Origin of the sequence: Nocardioides sp. AE5 (assembly GCF_031844485.1) — a bacterium.
Taxonomy (GTDB): Bacteria; Actinomycetota; Actinomycetes; order Propionibacteriales; family Nocardioidaceae; genus Nocardioides.
In genome coordinates this window covers 377,410-395,625 of sequence record NZ_JAUZVI010000001.1, presented here as the reverse complement: position 1 = coordinate 395,625, position 18,216 = coordinate 377,410, and the positions used below count along the sequence as shown (strand labels likewise).

Sequence of the window (18,216 nt, the reverse complement as noted above, 5' to 3'; positions counted from 1 at the left end):
TTCTCCATCTTCTCGATGTGGTAGTTCGTTGTCTCGTAGTGCCGATGGCCCACCATCGGCAGCAGCGGGCTCAGTTCAGCGCGACGACCGCTTCGCCGATGAGGGTCGTCGTGCCGTCCGCGAGGATCACGGTCAGATCGAGCGTGGCGAGACGCTCGCCGCTGGATTCATCCACCTCGCGGACGGTCGCTCGGCAGGTCGGTTGACCGTGTACCGGTGTGATCGAGGCGAAGCGGGTGCTGTAGGACCGCAGTGGCTCCAACCCGAAGTTGTCCGTCAGCAGGCGGCCCAGGTAGGCCATCGACAGCATGCCGTGGGCGAAGACGTCGTCGAGGCCAGCCGATTCAGCGACGTCCTGGTCGATGTGGATGGGATTGTGGTCTCCCGAGGCGCCGGCGAAGAGTGCCAGTGTCGTCCGACTGATCGGCTCGAGAACCAACTCGGCGAGAGCGTCGCCGACCTCCAGCGTGGAGTTCGTCATGCCGCAACCCCTTCCAGCCTGCGTACGACCAGCGTGTTGAGCATGGTCACCACCAGGTCCCCGCCCTGGTTGACGATTGGTGTCTCCGTCACCATGAACTGCAACGCCCCGCCCTTCTTGTCATAGACGTCGACCACCTTCGAGGAGGACGTGAGTTCGTCACCCGCATGGGCAGTCCGGTGGTAGGTGAACTTCTGTTCGCCGTGCAGGACGGCACGCAGGTCCACCCCTGCCTCTTCCAGATAGGCGAACGAGTCCGGAACTTCGAGATCGACGGCGAAGAAGAAGGTGGGCGGCACCGGCAGGTCCGGGTGCCCTGCCTGCTTGGCCGCTTCCAGGTCGATGAACACTGGGTCATGCTGACCGATGGCCTTTGCGAAGAGCCGCAGCCTGCTGCGGCTGACCAGCAGGGTCCCCCCTGCCCGCGTGGTCCCGATCAAGTCGGTCGACAAAGCCATCTCAGCCGTCCACCTTCTGATACATCGTGACCACGCAAGCGCCACCGAGCCCCAAGTTGTGCTGCAACGCGGCATCGAGCTTGCCTGCGACCTGACGGCCTTGCGCCTCACCGCGCAGCTGCCAGACAAGTTCGGCACACTGAGCGAGACCAGTCGCACCGAGCGGATGGCCCTTGGAGATCAGGCCCCCCGAGGGGTTCGTCACCACACGGCCGCCATAGGTGTTGTCACCCGAGAGGACGAACTTCTCTGCCGTACCTTCCGCAGTGAGGCCAAGGGCCTCATAGGTGATGAACTCATTGGTGGTGAAGCAGTCATGGAGTTCCACCACCCTCAGATCCTCGGGCCCGATGCCCGACCGCTCATAGACCTGATTCGAGGCGTTGACCGCCATGTCCCAACCAACGAGCTTCTTCATGTCACCCTCAAACGTCGATGGCTGATCGGTGGTCATCGCCTGCGCGGCGATGACCACGTCGGAGCGAATACCGTGCTTCCTCGCATATTCCTTCGACATCACCACCGCCGCAGCAGCGCCACAGGTCGGCGGACAACACTGGAATCGCGTCAACGGGCCATAGATGTGCGGTGAGCCCAGCACCTCATCCAGACTGAGCGGGTCGCGGAAGACCGCGTAGGGGTTGGCGGCGGCGTGCTTACGCGACTTGACGGTGATGTGGGCGAAGGTCGCGGGGTCGATGCCATGTTCATCGACATACTGCTGCCCGGCCGCGCCGAAGTACGTAGCAGCGTTGGGCACGGAGGCATCGGGGGCCCCGAAGGCCCTGTCACGTGCCTCGGAGAAACTCTCGAGTGCACCGGGACGGTCGGTGAAGATCTCGCCGATGGCACCCGGCACCATCTGCTCGAAGCCGAGGGCCAGGGCGACATCGACCACACCACTCTCCACTGCCTGCCGAGCCAGGAAGAGGGCTGAGGAGCCGGTGGAGCAGTTGTTGTTGACGTTGACGACAGGAATGCCCGGCTTCCCGACGTGATAGAGGGCCTTCTGCCCAGAAGTCGAGTCACCGAAGACGTAGCCGACATACGCCTGTTGCACCGCGTCATAGGAGATGCCGGCATCGGCCAGCGCGCGTCGGGCGGCCTCCGCCCCCATCACGTCATAATTGTCGCTCTTTCCGGGCTTGGAGAAGGGGATCATCCCCACTCCTGCCACTACTACCTGCTGCGTCATGTTCATCTCTCCTTCTCAAGTGTTCATTTCTCAGTGTCTGCGCCCGTACCACTGCCTGTTCAGGTCAGCCAAGCCATCTCGTCGACGTGTTCAGGTGCCGACGGTTCCTCCCATGGGGTGCGGGAGAAGCGCGGCGCCGGGCGCGGCTGGTCGACGCCACCAAGGGAGGTGAACGCCTTGCGCGCGACCAGGTGGGGGTGCTCCAGCGCCTCGGAGTACGTGAGCACCGGGGTGACGCAGGCATCGCTCCCGGCGAAGACGTCGGTCCATTCGGCCATCGTCCGGCTCCGGAACCTCTCCGTCAGTGCCTTGCGCAACTCATCGGAGCGCTCCTCGTCGTACTGCGGTGGAAGATCTTCAGCGCTGAGGCCGAGCAATTCGATCATCGTGGCGAAGAACTGCGGCTCGATGCATCCCACTGCCATGCTCCGACCATCTGCGCATTCATAGGTGTCGTAGTAGGGCCTGCTTCCGTCCAGGAGGTTCTTGCCGCGCTCGTCCGACCAGGCGCCCGTGTTCCGCATCGACCAGAGCATCTGGGTCAGAACGCTGGCGCCGTCGCACATCGCCGCATCGATCACCTGGCCGCGCCCTGATACTTGTCGCTCGTGCAGCGCGGCGAGTAGGCCCAGGAGCAGGAACATCGTCCCGCCCCCGTAGTCGCCGACCATGTTCAGCGGCGGGACCGGCCGCTCGTTGGGGCGACCGATGTTCTCCAGGATCCCGAGCAGGGAGATGTAGTTGATGTCGTGACCCGCAGACCGAGAGAGCGGTCCCTCCTGACCCCATCCGGTCATCCGGCCATAGATGAGCCTGGGGTTCCGTTCCAAGCAGGTGTCTGGACCGATGCCCAATCGTTCCACGACGCCGGGCCGGAACCCTTCGATGAGCACGTCTGCGTCCGCGATGAGGTCGAGTACGCGAGCCCTGTCCCCCGGATCCTTCAGGTCGGCGCCAACGATGCGACGGCTTCGCAACAAGTAGTCCACTGGAGCCCGCGGGTCACTTCCCGCATCCACCCGGTCGACACGCAGTACATCAGCGCCGAGGTCGGCAAGGATCATCGCAGCCAAGGGGCCAGGACCGATGCCGGCGAGCTCCACCACCCGGAGACCGGCGAGCGGCCCCCCACGGGACTTCGTCATTTCTTCTCCTTGGATCGCTGGGATGCCCGGTCCATCGCCTGCACGGCGTTCTTGGTCAGGGCGCCGATGACTTGGGCTCGCGCCTCGGAGTCGAGGTGATCACGCAGGGATGCGCCTGCACTCGCGTTGATCAGGGTCTTGCTGGACCGCACTCCGTAGCGCGGGAGCCCGCACAGGCGGTGGGCCATGTCCAGCGCATCGCCGAATGGATCCGCGCTGACCTCTTGGGCAAGCCCCCACTTCACCGCCGTCTCCGCATCGATGGTCCCTGCATCGAGGAACGTTCGGGTGGCCCGGCCATGGCCGATGAGTCGTGGGAGGAACCATGACAATCCCAGGTCACCTACCGTCATGCCCAGGTTCAGGAACGGTGCGGAGAACCTGGCATCTGCTGCGATCATCCGCAGGTCTGCCGCCGCGGCAAGTGCGAATCCGGCACCGACGGCGTGTCCTTGGATGACCGCTATCACCGGCTGAGGGACCGACCTGATCGCCCAGATCACCTCGACGCCCGCCACGAGCATGTCGTGGAACTCCTCGACCGGGTCCGCTGCGAGCGGGTTGACCCGTCCGTCCTTGAGATCCAGGCCGGCACAGAACGCACGGCCCTCCCCCCGCAACACGATGACTCCGATGTCGTCGCTGCGCCCCAGATCAACCAGGCTGTCGCGCAACTGGTCCATGGATTCGCCGGTCAAGGCGTTGAGACGGTCGGGCCGTCTCATGGTGACGATGCCGACCGAGCCCCGGGCGTCGGCCGAGACCACGGGGACGGCATGGTTCTCGGGGGTCTCGTTGGACACGGACATTTCAGGCCTTCGCCCCCATGGACCAATACGATTCCTTGAGACGCCTCTTGAACAACTTCCCACTGTCCTCACGGGGCAATTCGTCCTCAAAGACGACGACCTTCGGCGTCTTGTACTTCGCCAGGGTGGTGGTCACGTGATCCTTCACCTGCTGCTCGGTGAGAGAGGCCCCGGGAAGCAGCTGGACGTGCGCCGCAAGCACTTCGCCCAGGTCGGGGTCGGGAATACCGAAAACCGCGACGTCCGCAACTCCTTCCAGACCATGGAGCGCGGACTCGATCTCCGCCGGATAGATGTTGACGCCACCGGCGATCACCATGTCATTGACCCGGTCGTTGAGATACAGGAATCCATCCTCATCGACGCGACCGATGTCACCCACGGTGATGAAGCCGTCAGGGGCCTCGATCGCGCGGCGCTTCTCGTCGTTGCCGATGTAGGTGAAGTCGGGCCAGGAGTCCGAGCGGCCGTAGATGACGCCGCTCTGCCCGACAGGTACCTCTTCCAGGTTCTCGTCGAGGATGCGGATCGCGGTGTCGTCGAGGGCCTTGCCCACGGTTCCCGGGTGGGAGAGCCAGTCCTCGGAGGTGCTGTAGACCCAGGCGCCGCCCTCGGACCCGCCGTAGTACTCGTAGATGATCGGACCGAACCAGTCGATCATTGCCCGCTTGGTCTCCTCCGGGCAGGGGGCGGCGGCGTGCACGACGGCGCCCAAGGAGGAGAGGTCGTACTTGTCCCGGGTCGCCTGGTCGAGACGGAGCAAGCGATTGAACATGGTTGGCACCATCTGGACCGTGTCGACGCGGTACTCCTGGACCAGACGCAGGAACTCCTCGGGGTCGAACTTCGGCATGATCACCAGGTTCATTCCCAGGGCCGCACCGAAGGTCATGTTCACATTGGGGGCAGTGTGGTAGAGCGGGGCGGGAAGCACCGTGGTGAGGCCCGGCCCCATGCGCAGGAATTCGGAGATGAACTTGAGCAACTTCGGAGCATTCTCCGGCGCCACCGGGTCACGAAGGATGCCCTTGGCGAGCCCCGTGGTCCCCGACGTGTAGATCACGGCCAGGGGTGGGGCGTCCGGGGCGGAGTCAGGAACCGTTCCAGCGTCGATCAGGTCGTCGAGAACCGGGTAGCGTCCGGTGAGCGGCACCTCGGGGAGGCCGTAGGCCTGACGGATCTCCTCGGGGACCGCCGCCTCGATGATCTGCATCCCCTCAGGGCGCTGTGCCTCCACACCCGGGATCAGGTCGGAGTGAACGACGGCCACCTTCGCCCCCGAGTCGGTCAACAGGTGCTCGAGGTCCACTCCGGTCCAGTGCCAGTTCACCGGGACAGGTACCGCCCCGATGGCTGCTGCGGCGAGATTGACCTCCACGTAGGCGATCTCGTTCCGCATCACGATTGCGTAGCGGTCACCGTGCGCCATGCCCATTGTCTGCAGGGACCCTGCAAATCGCGCAGCACGCTCCTTGACCTCTGCCATGCTCCTGACCCGGTCTCCGGATCGGACGAAGGGTGCGTTCATGAATCTTCCTCTTCCTCTCGTTGGGTGCCGCTGGATGGTGGTGCTTCGTCACTCAAGGCTGCGGGCGATGATGGTCTTCATGACCTCGTTTGCACCGCCGTAGATCCGCTGGACACGGGCGTCCTGATACATCCGCGCGATCGGGTACTCGCGCATGTAGCCGTAACCGCCGTGGAGTTGCACGCATGCATCCACGACCAAGCCCTGTTGCTCGGTGAGCCACCACTTCGCCATCGCCGCGGCCGAGGCGTCCAGACGGCCCTCCAGGTGGCGTTCGACGCAGCTGTCAAGGAAGACCCTGGCGATATGAGTCGTGGTCGCCGCTTCAGCCAGTCGCATCTGGGTGTTCTGGAAGTCGAAGATCGTCTGGCCGAAAGCTTTGCGTTGCTTCGTGTAGGCGACCGTCTGCTCCACCGCTGCTTCCATCGACGTGACCGCGACCGCCGCCACGAGTAGACGCTCCTGGACCAACTGCTGCATGAGTTGTCCAAAGCCCTGCCCGGCCACCCCACCCAAGATGTTCTTTTTGGGGACACGGACCCCAGTGAACGAGAGCTCGGAAGTATCAGCGCCATGCTGGCCAACCTTGTCGAGGATTCGCCCTCGCTCGAACCCCTCGGCGTCGCGGGCATCCACCAGGACGATGGAGATGCCCCGGTGGCCAGCTGCCGGATCGCTCTTCGTCACCACCAAGAACAGGTCTGCCGTGCGTCCGTTGGAGATGAAGGTCTTGGCACCATCGATGACCAGGTCGTCACCGTCCAGGATTGCCTTGGTCCGGACCCCCTTCAAGTCCGAACCGGCCCCGGGCTCGGTCATGGCGATCGCGGCCACCACTTCGCCGGTGGCCATCACCGGCAACCACTGCCGCTTCTGCTCCTCTGTGCCATAGGCGACCAGGTAGTGGGCGACGATGCCACTGTGGACCATGTTGCCCCACGAGGTCTCCCCCGCGTGCCCCTGCGCTTCGCAGATCGCCATCTCGTGCGCGAAGGTCCCCCCGCCGCCGCCGTACTCTTCGGGCACGGAGCAGCAGAGGAGCCCCAGTTCCCCGGCCTTGCGCCACACGTCACGGTCGACGTGACGCTGCTCTTCCCACTTCTCGCGTCGCGCCATGACCTCGTCCTCGACGAACCGCGTCGCCGTAGCGAGGACTGCGTCGACCGATTCGTCCTTCCAGCGAGACTTGTACAGCGGAGCCATGATCGACCTTCCAATTGGTAAATTCCAATACACTTATAGACTTCTTGAGTTTGCTTCTGCGCTCAGTAGTGCACCTCACGCGCCCTGAAGCTCGAACTCATCGCCAATCCCTATGCTTATTGCTCATTTACTTAATGTCAAGGGGTCGAGGTCGGCGCTCTCTGACTCATCCACACCTGCAACTCGCTTTCCGTGCCCCGGCAGGTACCCGGCAAGCACCCTGAGCAGGCCGACGACGCCGGTCGGCAGCAGGAACATGAACAGCAGCAAGGTCACACCGAACGACAGACCGGCGATGGACTGATCCAGGTCAGCGGTCATGCTGGGCACGTAGACCACGAAGAGCGCGCCGAAGACGACTCCGGCCGTGGTTCCGATACCACCGACGATGATCAGGATGATGAAAGTGATGGCGAGGTGCAGACCGAAGGCGTCGGGCCCTACGAACTGAACCACCCAGGTATAGAGCACACCGGCAACCCCTGCCAGGGCCGCGCTGAAGGCAAAGATGTAGGTCTTGGTCACCGCGGGCCTGACCCCGAGCGTGGTCGCGACGGTTTCGTTGTCGCGGATCGCGATCAGACTCCGACCGACTCGCCCATGGGCGAGTCGATGGCAGACGACCAGGGTCAGGATCGCGGCCAGCAGGCACAGGTAGTAGACCCATTGGTCGCGCTCCAGGCCGACTGCCGTCGGTGCATGCGCCGTGTCGAGGATGATCCCCTCCTGGCCCTTGGTGATGTCGTCGAACGCTTTGATGATCGACGGCGTGATCAGGGCCAACGACAGCGTCACCAGTGCCAACTGCAGACCTGTGAGACGGAGCACTGGGCGACCGACCAGGTAGCCGAGCGCAAAAGCAGCCACAGCTGCGAACGGAACCACGGTCCAGTACTGCCACCCGTATTCGTTGACCAACGTCGCCGACGAGTAGGCGCCGAGGGCAAAGAACGCGCCGTGCCCGAGTGAGATCTGGCCGGTGAGACCGGTAAGGAGGTTGAGGCCGAGCCCGACCACCACATAGACGAACACCATCGATCGTTCGAAGTTGACGAACGGGGCAGAGACAAGTGGCTGGTAGGCGAACCAAGCGAGTAGTGCTACCAAGCCCACGACCGCCAGCGGCCGCGGCGTCTGCACTGGCAATTGCTGGGTGCGTAGCTTCGCAAAGATGTTCATACCCGAGCCACCTCCTTCTTTCCGAACAGCCCTTGTGGACGCACCACGAGGACGCCGATGATGATGACGAGAGCGATCGCCTGCTTGAAGTCATTGCCGATGCCGGGGATGTACGTGCCGGCGAGGTTCTCGACGACCCCCACGATGATTCCCGCGACGAGCGCTCCCGGCGGACTGTTCAGGCCACCGAGGATCATCGCCGCGAAGGCATAGATCAACGTGGTGAACAGCATGTTGGGTTGCAGGAAGAGCTGGGGAGCTGCGAGCGAAGCCACCAGCGTGCCAATGACGGCAGCCATTCCCCAGGTGATCGTTGTCAGGTTCGCGACACCGATCCCCGACAAGGTTGCCGACTCCGGGTTTCCGACAGCCGCTCGCATGGCCAGACCAACTCTGGTCCGCTGGAAGATCACGTAGAGGATCACGGCGATGATTCCCGCAGCGGCGATGATGGCAAAGGCTTGCCGGGAGAGCACCGCCGGGCCGATGTTGAGCACTGGACCGGACCAGATCTCCGGGAACGAACGCGTGCTGAAGTCCCACACCCAGCCCGCCCCATTGTTGAAGACCAGCATCAACCCCAAGGTGATGATGATCAGCGTGAAGTGTGAGGCGTTGCGACCCAGTGGCCGGACGAAGATGAGTTCCGCGGCAGCGCCCCCGAAGAAGGACAGGACCATGGCTGCGCCGATCGCCAGGAGGATCGGTGCTCCCCAGTCGTGGAACTGCCACGCCACGAAAGCACCCACCATCGCGAACTCGGCCTGGGCGAAGTTGATGATGCCCGAGGCCCGATAAACAAGAACCAGCGTGAGAGCCAATGCTCCGTAGAGTGATCCCCAAGCGATTCCGTCGACCATCTGTTGCATGAGCAGTTGCATGTCAATTCCTCATCCCAAGTAGGCGCGGCGGATCTCGTCGTCATCCCGCATCGAGGCGGCAGGGCCCGAGCGGATGATCCGTCCGGACTCCATGACGAAACCCTTGCTGGCGGCGGCCAGTGCCACCTTCGCGTTCTGCTCCACGACCAGCACCGTGATTCCGGTCTCGGCGTTGATCTCAGTCAGTACTCCGAAGACCTCGGAGGTGATCTTGGGAGCCAGACCCAGCGATGGCTCATCAAGCAGGAGCAATCGCGGCTGCGATATCAACGCTCGAGCAATGGCGAGCATCTGCTGCTCTCCCCCACTCATCCCGCCGGCCAATTGATCAGCCCGGTCGCCCAGGCGCGGGAAGAAGTCGTACCACCGTGCGATGGAGGACCGTAGTTCGTTCTCGGCGAGCCGATTCCCACCGACCCGAAGGTTCTCCTCGACCGTCAGATCCGTGAAGGTCCCGCGGCCCTGAGGTACGTGTGCGATTCCGAGTCGAGCAATGACATGAGGCTTGCGACCTGCGATCTCGACGCCTTCGAGCTGCACCGAACCACGTGGACGCAACATTCCGGTGATCGTCCTCATCAAGGTGGTCTTGCCTGCACCGTTGGCGCCAAGGATGACAGCGATGTCTCCTTCTTCGACAGCAATGTCGATGCCGTGGAGCACAGTGCCTTGGCCGTAGCCAGCAGTCAGCCCTGTTATCGCAAAGAACGTCATTCCGCACCTCCGAGATAGGCCTCGACCACGCGTGGATCACTGCGCACCTCATCCGCAGTCCCCACGGCGATCGTGCGTCCGAGATCAAGAACTGTCACCGCGTCGCAAAGGCTGGAGACCATGTCCATGTTGTGTTCGACCAGCAACACGGCGAGTTCGTGCTGGGCGCGCAGTCGACGGACCAGTTCGGCCAACTCCATGACCTCTTCGTGGATCAGCCCATTGGCCGGCTCATCCAGCATCAGCAATCGAGGCTGCATCATCAGCGCGCGCGCCAGTTCGAGCCGCTTGAGCGACCCGAAGGGCAGGTCGCCCGCCAACTCACCGGCGTGGCGATCCAACTCGAGTTCCTCGAGGAAGCCCATGGCCCGCTCGCGCTCCCTATGCTCCGTACGACGCACCGAGGGCAAGCCCAGCGAGGTGGCCCACATGCCTGCCCGGGTTCGGACATGGGCGCCGAGCATCACGTTGTCCAACACCGTCTCGCTGCCGAAGACGCCGACGTTCTGGAACGTTCGCGCGACACGCAGACCAGCCATCTGGTCCGGCCGCATGGCCAGGACTTCCGTCCCGAAGACCTCAATGCTTCCTGCGTTCGGCTGGTACAGCCGGCTGACGCAATTGAACAGGGTCGTCTTCCCGGCGCCGTTCGGGCCGATCAAGCCCATCACTTGGTCCTGCTCCACCGTCAGCACCGCAGAGTCGAGGGCGACGATGCCGCCGAACTCGACCCGGACCTGATCGATGCGGAGCGCCGGTACCGAGCCGGGGGCGGCTGCCGCAGCGGCGCCCCCGGACACGGTGTCGAGGTGGCTCACGGATTCAGTTCCCGCGGCTGATGACATCGCCGTAGACCCACTTCCCATCGACGAACTGCATCGTCGCCATGGAGGTGATCGCGTACGGGTAGTCCGGGTCGCCGCTACCAAAGGTGATCCCCTCGAGGCCGAGGTCCACGGACATCCCCTCCATGCCCCGGACGGTCTCGAAGAGTTCCTTGCGCGTGCAGCCGTCGAACTCCTGAAGCGCTTGGATGAGGAGTTGGGCGTTGGTGTAGCCCATCGCTGCGATCACGTTGTGGCTGTCAACCCGGTCCTTGTTGCGCTCCGCGAACTCGCGCCACTTGGTCACGCCTTCGACGGCGTTGTTCGCGTCATTGCTCACGTCATAGGTCCAAGCAACCGACCTGACCCCCTCGGCCGCGCCCGGGCCGGCAGGACCGAGCACCGTGGAGGCGTCGGTGGACGCGGAGATCACGAACTTCTCCACGTCCCAGTCGAGTTCGTGGGCCTTCTTCAGCGCTTGAGTCACGAAGGTTCCGGTACCGAAGTTGACGAAGACGTCCGCTCCGGAGTTGCTGAGGTTGACCACCTGGGAGTCGACCGTCGTCGAGGTCTGCTCGTAGGACTGCTCACCGACCACCTCCATGTCGGTGTCCTTGATCAACTCCTTGAGTCCGGCCAAGCTGCCCTTGCCCAGCCCGTCATTCGGATAGAGGACGGCGATCTTCGCATCCGCGTCGAGCGCCTCGATCCCAGCGACCATCACCTCGTTCTCGAACGAGACTTGCGGCAGCATGAAGGCGGTGATCATCGCACCCTCGTCACTCTTGGCTTGGAATTCGTCAGAACCCGTGGTGCCGAACATGATCGGAACCCCTGCTCCGGATGCGTAGTCGATGATGGCCAAGGTGGGCGAGGTCCCCGCAGCCTGGAAGATGGCGAAGACATTGTCCTTCTCGATGAGCTCTCGGGTGTTCTTCACCGTGCGGGCCGGGTCATAGGCGTCATCCATGCTGACGAATTCGATCGTGCGCTTTGTCCCGTCACCCATCAGGACACCGCCGTCCGCATTGATCTCATCGAAGAGGGCAAGCGAGGCCTGGGGCATCGCGCGGTAGGCAGCAGCAGCGCCAGACTGCATGGTGCTGGATCCGAACTTGATCGAGGTGTCGGTGAATCCGGGATCACATCCATCAAGCCCTTCGGCAGCATCGCGGCTGGAACCACAGCCCGCCAGGGCGAATGCGGCCAAGGATCCTGCAATCAGCGCGTGAACGAGACGACGATTCATGGCAAACCTCTCAGTAATGTGATTCGTGCAACATGACGTGCGTCATACACTAAATTGGGCTTTGCTTCTTGGCAAGAGTGGTCTAAAAAGCCTTGAAATAAGGGGTTTCGGTGGCTCAAGAGGGATCTGGGAGGCCTGAAGGATTGTTCACGTCAAGGAGCTTTGGTGCGACACCTACCCAACCGACCCGGAGTCCGGGCTCGTCGACTGACCCGCGTGCCCTCAATCCAGTCCAGGCATGACGCAAACCAAGGCCAGCAACTGTCGATTTTCAGTGGAGGACCTGAACTTCTCTTCACGCGCCGGCGAAGTGGGCATGGCCCGAAAGGCACCAAACTCACCTCAGGGAACATCGCCCCCTTCCCTAATTGCTACATCTGTGTAGTAATTAGGGAAAGTCATCGAGACAGGGAGGCCCCATGGCCATCGCGCTCAAGCAGGGCAAGGCCGTCGAACCACACGAGGACCACGGCTTCTTCGGCCCGGACTCCGTCACCTGGAAGGTGTGGAGCTATCCGACCTCACTCACCGTGGGCTTCCAGCGAGCCGTGGTGATCGAGGAACTCGACCCGGCCCTGGTCGCCGCTGTGGAGACCACCAACGACGTGCGCTATCGACCGCGGACCCGCTATGACCGCACCCTGCGCTATTTCGCGATGGTCGCCTTCGGCGACACCCGCAGCACCTCCAAGGCGGCCGACGTGCTGGTCCGGATCCATTCCAAGGCGATCGGCACCGACCCGGTCACCGGCATCCGGTACGACGCCAACGACCCCGACTCGCAGCTGTGGATCCACCTGACCGCCTGGCACTCGATCCTGAAGGCCTACGAGATGTTCGGGCCCGGCAAGCTCTCCGCCGCCGACGAGGCGCAGTACTGGCGCGAGTGCAAGATCGCCGCCGAGCTGCAGACCTGCGACCAGGCCGACATCCCGACCTCGCGAGAGGAGTTGCACGCCTACTACGAGAAGATGCGCCCGCAACTGCTCGGCTCGAAGATCGCCACCGACATGATGGCGCACCTGCTCGACGCCCGGGTGATGCTGCCGCCGGTGCCCAAGGTGCTCACCCCGGCATCCTGGGCAGTCGGCAGGTTGCTCCGGGCGGCCACGATCTCCACCATGCCGCGCTGGATGCGGGAGATGGGCGGCTGCCGGCAGTCCCGGCTGGTCGACATCGCCGTCCGCCCGATCATGCGCGTCGCGTTCTGGTCCGCCCAGGTGCATCCGCGCATCGAGCTCGCGCTCCTCGGCTACCTCTCCCCGGCCACGGTCCCGGTGGTGGCTCCGATCCTGCTCGGCATCGAACCGAGCAATCCGGAGACGCTGACTCCGGCCCAGGCAAGGGAGCGCTACGGCTACCAGCGGCCCCGCGAGGCTCATCTGGAGTTCCGGGCTCGCCAGGCCGAGCGCGTCTTCGGCAACGGCGGCAGGCCGAGCGACGAGGGCCTGCTGGAGTCGCAGGAGATCCTCGGCCCGGTCAGCTGAGCTGCGGGCCGGCCAGGGCCCTGAACCGGGCGTCGATCGCCCGCCGGTTGTCGCGACGTACCCGCACCTCGATCACCTCGACCCCGCCATTGGGCGAGGTCAGCGCCTGTTCCAACTCGGGCAGGGATTCAACCCGCCAGTGCGGGGTCCGGGTCGCCGCGCACAGGGCCGCGAGGTCGACGCCGTGCGGAGTGCCGAAGAGATCGTCGTACTGCGCGGCGTACTGCGCGGCCCCTTGTTCCAGCACCGTGAAGATCGAGCCGCCGTCGTCGTTGACCACCACGATGCTCAGGTCCGGACGCGCCTCGCGCGGGCCGGCGACGAGGCCGCCCGCATCGTGCAGGAAGGTCACGTCCCCCATCAGCGCGAGGTTGCGGGCACCGGGCGGGCGCGCCAGCGCGGCGCCGATCGCCGACGAGACCGTGCCGTCGATGCCGGCCAGGCCCCGGTTGGCGACCACCTTGCGCCGCTCGCCGACGGGCCAGGGGCGGGCCATCAGGTCCAGGTCGCGGATCGGGCTGGAGGCGCCCACGAAGAGCAGCCCACCCGGAGGTACGGCGCGCCCCACCGCGGCCGCGACGTGCCACGGGGTCAACTCACCCTCGTCGGCGAGCAGGCGGTCGACCTCCGCCGCGAGGACCCGGTCAGCGGCGCGCCACTCCTCCAGCCAGGCCGGGTCATCAGGTTCCGCGCTGAATGCCGCTGCCTCGGTCGCGACCGGGAACGGCCGCGCGCCCCAGAACCCGGGTTCGCGCACCGAGCAGACCTCGACGTCCGTGCGCCCCAGCAGCGCGGTCACCGGCCGGGAGAGGGTGGGGTGCCCAGCCACCACGACCCGTTCGATCCGCTCACCCAGCGACCCGTCGAGCAGGAGTCGGTAGGTGCGGATCGCATTGTCGCCGGTGCGGGCGCCGCTGGTCGGCTCAGCCAGCAACGGCCAGTTCCCGGCCTCGGCCAGCCGGCGTGCTGCCGGGCCAGCACCATCCCCGGCCACCACCACGGTCCGCGGACCCGGTGCCAGGGCGACAGGTGCGGGCGCCGGGGCGGACCGCGTGACGACCGGGCCCGGCGTCGAGGACTGCAGCGCCGAGGACTGCAGCCAGGGTTGGTCGGGCACCAGCGGCGGCGCGAACTGGACGTTGACATGGGTCGGCCCACCGCCCCGAGCCAGCGCCGACCGGACCGGCTCCAGGTCCGGTTCGGCGGCGACGTCGAAGAACTCCGCCGCGGCACCGAAGATCCGCACCTGGTCGGTGGTCTGGCTGGAGCCGGTGCCACGCAGCGACGCGGGCCGGTCCGCCGTGAGCAACACCAGCGGTACGCCGGCATGCGCTGCCTCCAGGACCGCCGGATGCAGGTTGGCCACGGCCGTGCCCGACGTACAGATCACCGCGGCGCGCGAGGTGGACGCGCCGAGCCCGAGGCCCAGCCCCAGGAACCCGGCACTCCGCTCGTCGATGCGGGTGTGCAACCGGCACCGTCCCAGCGAGGCGGCGTCCCAGGCAGCAAAGGCCAGCGGCGCATTGCGTGACCCCGGAGCCAGCACCAGTTCGCGGACCCCTGCGGCGAGCACGGCGTCGATCAAGGCGCGGGCCAGCAGCGTCGACGGGTTCGCGCGCGGGGGGCTCATGGATGCAGATCCTGCCGCGCCGCCCGCCATGCCTCCACCTCGGCTCGCCGGGCCGCCCAGTGCGCCACCCGGTCCGGGGGCGCCTGCACCCGGTCCAGCGCCTCGTCCAGCACGGTCGGACGGCCCACCGGCAGCATCCCGTCGACCGGGAGCAGCGGCTCGGCCACCACGTCATCACGGAGCATCTGCACCGTGGCCAGGCCACAGGCATGCGGCAACTCGGGCAGCGCCGCGGCCAGCGCGAGGCCGGTGGCGATCCCCACCGACGTCTCGATGGCGCTGGAGACCACCACCGGCAGCCCGATGTCCTCGGCGATCCGCAGGCAGGCCCGTACGCCGCCCAGGGGCTGCACCTTGAGCACGGCGATGTCGGCGGCATCGAGGTCACGGACCCGGTAGGGGTCGGCGGCGCGGCGGATCGACTCGTCCGCCGCGATCGCCACCTCGACCCGGCGGCGTACCCGGGCAAGGTCCTCCACGGAGGCGCACGGCTGCTCGACGTACTCCAGCCCACCGGCAGCCCGGTCCAGTTCCCGGATCGCGGCCACCGCCTCGTCGACGGACCAGGCCCCGTTCGCGTCGACCCGGATCAGTCCATCGGGTCCAAGCGCGTCGCGGACCGCCTCGACCCGGGCAATGTCATCGGCCAGCGCCTGGCCCGGCTCGGCCACCTTCACCTTCGCGGTGCGGCAACCGCCACCGGCCACGATCGCCTGCGCCCGGGCCGGGTCGGTGGCCGGCACGGTGACGTTGACCGGCACCCGGTCACGCACGAGGGCGGGGAGGTCGCCGTGCGCGCTCTCCTCGGCGCAGCGCAGCCACGGCTCGGCGACGGCGGCGTCGTACTCCAGGAACGGGCTCCACTCCCCCCATCCGGCGTCACCGCGGAGCAGCACGCCCTCGCGGTGAGTGATGCCGCGGAACCGGGTCCGCAGCGGGATCGACCAGGTCCTCATCGCGCCCTCAGATCCGGTCTGCCAGGGCACGGAGCAGGCCGCGGTCGGGCTTGCCGTTCTCCAACAGCGGGATCGCGTCGAGCACCACCAGTTGCCGCGGTGCCCACGTGCGCGGGTGCTCGGTGGCGACCCAGTCGCGCAGTGCGTCCAGGGTGAGCGCCCCGTCGAGCCCGGCGGCGGGCACCACGAAGGCGACCACCCGCTGGCCCCACTCCTCGTCGTCCACGCCGAGCACCTGGACGTCGTCGATGGCCACGTGGCGGCCCAGTCGTCGCGCCACAGCGGTGGCCGGGATGTTGGTGCCGCCGCTGATCACCACGTCGTCGAGACGACCCAGCACCTGCACGAGACCATCGTCGATCCGGCCGATGTCGGAGGTGAGGAACCAGCCGTCGACCAGCACCTGGGCAGTGAGCTCCGGGTCGTGCTGATAACCGTCGAAGAGGGTCGGGCCACCGATCCGGATCCGCTCGTCCTCGTCGACCTCCACCCGTACGCCGTCCAGCGGCCGTCCGTCATAGACGCAGCCGCCGCTGGTCTCGCTCGATCCGTAGGTGGCCACGATGGTGATGCCCCGGTCGGCGGCGCGCCGGCGCAGGTCCGGGTCGATCGGACCGCCGCCGAGCAGCACCGCGTCCAGCGTGGCGAGTGCGGCCAGGTCGCCATCGGACATCCGGTGCAGCTGGGTCGGCACCAGCGACGCATAGCGGCGCCCGGCGTCCATCGCGGCGACCGCGTCGGCCAGCGACGGGTGGTCATCGACGACCACCGGTTCGGCCTCCGCGGCCAGCGAGCGGACGATCACCTGCAACCCCGCGACGTACGCCGGCGGCAGCGCCAGCAGCCACTGCCCTGCGCCGCCGAGCCGTTCGTGGGTGGCGTGCGCCGAGGCGAGCATCGCGGCACGCGAAAGCAGCACCTGCTTGGGTGCGCCGGTGGAGCCCGAGGTCTCCACCACCAGCGACTCGGGCTCGGTCTCGGCGTGCAGCCAGCCGCGCACTGCCTCGATCACCTCGTGCGGGGAGCCGGTGACGGGTCGGAGCGGGTCGGTCGCAGGGGAACTCACACCCGTCACGCTATCGGTCGGTGCGAGAATCGTGGCGTGACCCTGACCTGGACCAGCCTCCACCACAGCGACGTCGACGGCCGGGCGATGCATGACCTGCTCCGGTTGCGCCACCAGGTCTTCGTCGTCGAGCAGGAGTGTCCCGACTATGTCGACATCGACGGACTCGACGTCACCGGCGAGACCCACCACGTGCTCGGCCTCGCCCCGGAGCCCGATGGCCGTGTGGTGGCCACTGCCCGGGTGCTGGCACCGGGCACGGCAGGCCCGCGGGCCCGGATCGGGCGGGTGGTGATCGACCCCGACCACCGTGGCGGCGGCTCGGGCCACGCCCTGATGCGCGAGGCGCTCGCCGTGTGCACCCGCGAGTGGCCGGACGCCGAGGTGCTGCTCTCGGCGCAGGCGCACCTGGCTGATTATTACGGCCGGCACGGGTTCGCGCCGGTCGGCGAGACCTACCTGGAGGACGACATCCCGCACGTCGACATGGTCCGGCCTGCCGGTGCCGGCGCCGGGCCTGCTTGAATCACTCCCCGTGACCACTCCTGCGCACTGGCTGGCCGGCGCCCGGCCGCGGACCCTGCCTGCTGCCGTTGCTCCGGTGCTCGCCGGCACCGGCGTCGCGGCGTACGTCGACGAGGTGGTGTGGGGCAAGGCCGCGCTGGCCATGGTGGTGGCGCTGGCGCTGCAGGTGGCGGTCAACTACGCCAATGACTATTCCGACGGCATCCGTGGCACCGACGAGGACCGGGTCGGTCCGATGCGCCTGGTCGGCTCCGGTGCGGCGTCCCCGCGGGCGGTCAAGATGGCCGCGTTCGCCGCGTTCGGGGTGGCTGCGGTGGCGGGCCTGGTGCTGGCGGCGACCACTGCCTGGTGGCTGGTCGCCGTCGGGGTGGCCTGCATCCTGGCTGGCTGGTTCTACACCGGCGGGGAGAAGCCGTACGGCTATCTCGGCCTGGGCGAGGTGATGGTCTTCGTCTTCTTCGGCCTGGTCGCGGTGATCGGCACGACGTACGTGCAGGTGGACGGGTTCGAACTGGCCGCGCTGTACGCCGGGTGCGCGATCGGTGCGCTTGCCTGCGCCATCCTGGTCGCCAACAACCTGCGTGACATCCCGACCGACCGTGAGGTGGGCAAGCGGACCCTGGCCGTGGTGCTGGGCGACGAGCGGACCCGCATCTTCTTCGTCCTGCTCACCGTGGCTGCCGCGATCGCGGTGGTGGGCGTCGCGCTGACGACGACGTGGTGGGCGCTGGTCGCCCTGGTGTACGCCGTACCGATGGTGGGCGCCTGCCGGGCCGTGATCGTGGACCGGGCGAATGGCCCTGCGCTGGTCCCGGTGCTCGGGCGGACCGGCGTCGCCGAGCTCTTGCTGGGACTGGGTCTCTTCGCCCCCCTCCTGCTGCAATGA

General features: G+C 66.4%; 18 protein-coding genes. 3 read left to right on the top strand and 15 right to left on the bottom strand.

Annotated elements, in window-relative coordinates; translation table 11 throughout:
* Positions 1–70: 70 nt before the first annotated feature.
* The 12 genes from Q9R27_RS01840 to Q9R27_RS01785 all read right to left on the bottom strand — a co-directional run bounded on the left by Q9R27_RS01840 (position 71) and on the right by Q9R27_RS01785 (position 11,627).
* Positions 71–481: a MaoC/PaaZ C-terminal domain-containing protein gene (locus Q9R27_RS01840; protein ID WP_311250617.1), complete on the bottom strand. Its 411-nt coding sequence runs from the start codon at positions 479–481 to the stop codon at positions 71–73.
* On the bottom strand, positions 478–939 hold the full coding sequence (locus Q9R27_RS01835; protein ID WP_311250616.1) for a MaoC family dehydratase N-terminal domain-containing protein: 462 nt from the start codon (positions 937–939) through the stop codon (positions 478–480). Before Q9R27_RS01835 ends, Q9R27_RS01840 begins: the two co-directional genes overlap by 4 nt.
* Position 940: 1 nt before the next feature.
* Positions 941–2,134: a lipid-transfer protein gene (locus tag Q9R27_RS01830; protein ID WP_311250615.1), complete on the bottom strand. Its 1,194-nt coding sequence runs from the start codon at positions 2,132–2,134 to the stop codon at positions 941–943.
* A gap of 59 nt (positions 2,135–2,193) precedes the next feature.
* Complete coding sequence (locus Q9R27_RS01825) at positions 2,194–3,279, bottom strand: CaiB/BaiF CoA-transferase family protein (protein ID WP_311250614.1); 1,086 nt, start codon at positions 3,277–3,279, stop codon at positions 2,194–2,196.
* A complete protein-coding gene (locus Q9R27_RS01820; protein WP_311250613.1) occupies positions 3,276–4,082 on the bottom strand; it encodes an enoyl-CoA hydratase/isomerase family protein in 807 nt (268 codons plus the stop codon). The genes Q9R27_RS01825 and Q9R27_RS01820 overlap by 4 nt, the downstream gene beginning before the upstream one ends.
* Positions 4,083–4,089: 7 nt before the next feature.
* Positions 4,090–5,616 (bottom strand): AMP-binding protein, encoded by a 1,527-nt coding sequence (locus tag Q9R27_RS01815; RefSeq protein ID WP_311250612.1) that lies wholly within the window; start codon positions 5,614–5,616, stop codon positions 4,090–4,092.
* Between the two features lie 48 nt (positions 5,617–5,664).
* Positions 5,665–6,819 (bottom strand): acyl-CoA dehydrogenase family protein, encoded by a 1,155-nt coding sequence (locus tag Q9R27_RS01810; RefSeq protein ID WP_311250611.1) that lies wholly within the window; start codon positions 6,817–6,819, stop codon positions 5,665–5,667.
* A 123-nt stretch (positions 6,820–6,942) separates the two neighbouring features.
* Positions 6,943–7,998: a branched-chain amino acid ABC transporter permease gene (locus Q9R27_RS01805; RefSeq protein ID WP_311250610.1), complete on the bottom strand. Its 1,056-nt coding sequence runs from the start codon at positions 7,996–7,998 to the stop codon at positions 6,943–6,945.
* On the bottom strand, positions 7,995–8,879 hold the full coding sequence (locus Q9R27_RS01800; protein ID WP_311250609.1) for a branched-chain amino acid ABC transporter permease: 885 nt from the start codon (positions 8,877–8,879) through the stop codon (positions 7,995–7,997). Before Q9R27_RS01800 ends, Q9R27_RS01805 begins: the two co-directional genes overlap by 4 nt.
* Positions 8,880–8,888: 9 nt before the next feature.
* Complete coding sequence (locus Q9R27_RS01795; protein WP_311250608.1) at positions 8,889–9,593, bottom strand: ABC transporter ATP-binding protein; 705 nt, start codon at positions 9,591–9,593, stop codon at positions 8,889–8,891.
* Positions 9,590–10,411, bottom strand: a complete 822-nt coding sequence (locus Q9R27_RS01790; protein ID WP_311250607.1) for an ABC transporter ATP-binding protein — start codon at positions 10,409–10,411, stop codon at positions 9,590–9,592. The genes Q9R27_RS01795 and Q9R27_RS01790 overlap by 4 nt, the downstream gene beginning before the upstream one ends.
* 4 nt (positions 10,412–10,415) lie before the next feature.
* Positions 10,416–11,627 carry an ABC transporter substrate-binding protein gene (locus Q9R27_RS01785; RefSeq protein ID WP_311250606.1) on the bottom strand — a complete coding sequence of 404 codons (1,212 nt, stop codon included), beginning with the start codon at positions 11,625–11,627 and terminating at the stop codon, positions 10,416–10,418.
* 458 nt (positions 11,628–12,085) lie between these two features.
* Between Q9R27_RS01785 and Q9R27_RS01780 the strand changes: the two genes are divergently transcribed.
* The gene (locus tag Q9R27_RS01780; protein WP_311250605.1) at positions 12,086–13,153 is read left to right on the top strand and encodes an oxygenase MpaB family protein; all 1,068 of its coding nucleotides are present in this window, start codon (positions 12,086–12,088) and stop codon (positions 13,151–13,153) included.
* On the opposite strand, the gene menD is transcribed toward Q9R27_RS01780, so the two are convergent.
* Genes menD through Q9R27_RS01765 form a run of 3 tightly spaced genes read right to left on the bottom strand, consistent with a single transcriptional unit; the run spans position 13,146 to position 16,805 of the window.
* Positions 13,146–14,783, bottom strand: coding sequence for a 2-succinyl-5-enolpyruvyl-6-hydroxy-3-cyclohexene-1-carboxylic-acid synthase (gene menD, locus Q9R27_RS01775; RefSeq protein WP_311250604.1), 1,638 nt, complete (start codon positions 14,781–14,783; stop codon positions 13,146–13,148). The two genes, Q9R27_RS01780 and menD, sit on opposite strands and share 8 nt — an antisense overlap.
* On the bottom strand, positions 14,780–15,739 hold the full coding sequence (locus Q9R27_RS01770; RefSeq protein ID WP_311250603.1) for an o-succinylbenzoate synthase: 960 nt from the start codon (positions 15,737–15,739) through the stop codon (positions 14,780–14,782). Before Q9R27_RS01770 ends, menD begins: the two co-directional genes overlap by 4 nt.
* A 7-nt stretch (positions 15,740–15,746) precedes the next feature.
* A complete protein-coding gene (locus Q9R27_RS01765) occupies positions 15,747–16,805 on the bottom strand; it encodes an AMP-binding protein (protein ID WP_311250602.1) in 1,059 nt (352 codons plus the stop codon).
* Positions 16,806–16,841: 36 nt separating this feature from the next.
* Between Q9R27_RS01765 and Q9R27_RS01760 the strand changes: the two genes are divergently transcribed.
* Positions 16,842–17,330: a GNAT family N-acetyltransferase gene (locus Q9R27_RS01760; protein WP_311250601.1), complete on the top strand. Its 489-nt coding sequence runs from the start codon at positions 16,842–16,844 to the stop codon at positions 17,328–17,330.
* Between the two features lie 10 nt (positions 17,331–17,340).
* Positions 17,341–18,216, top strand: a complete 876-nt coding sequence (locus Q9R27_RS01755; RefSeq protein WP_311250600.1) for a 1,4-dihydroxy-2-naphthoate polyprenyltransferase — start codon at positions 17,341–17,343, stop codon at positions 18,214–18,216.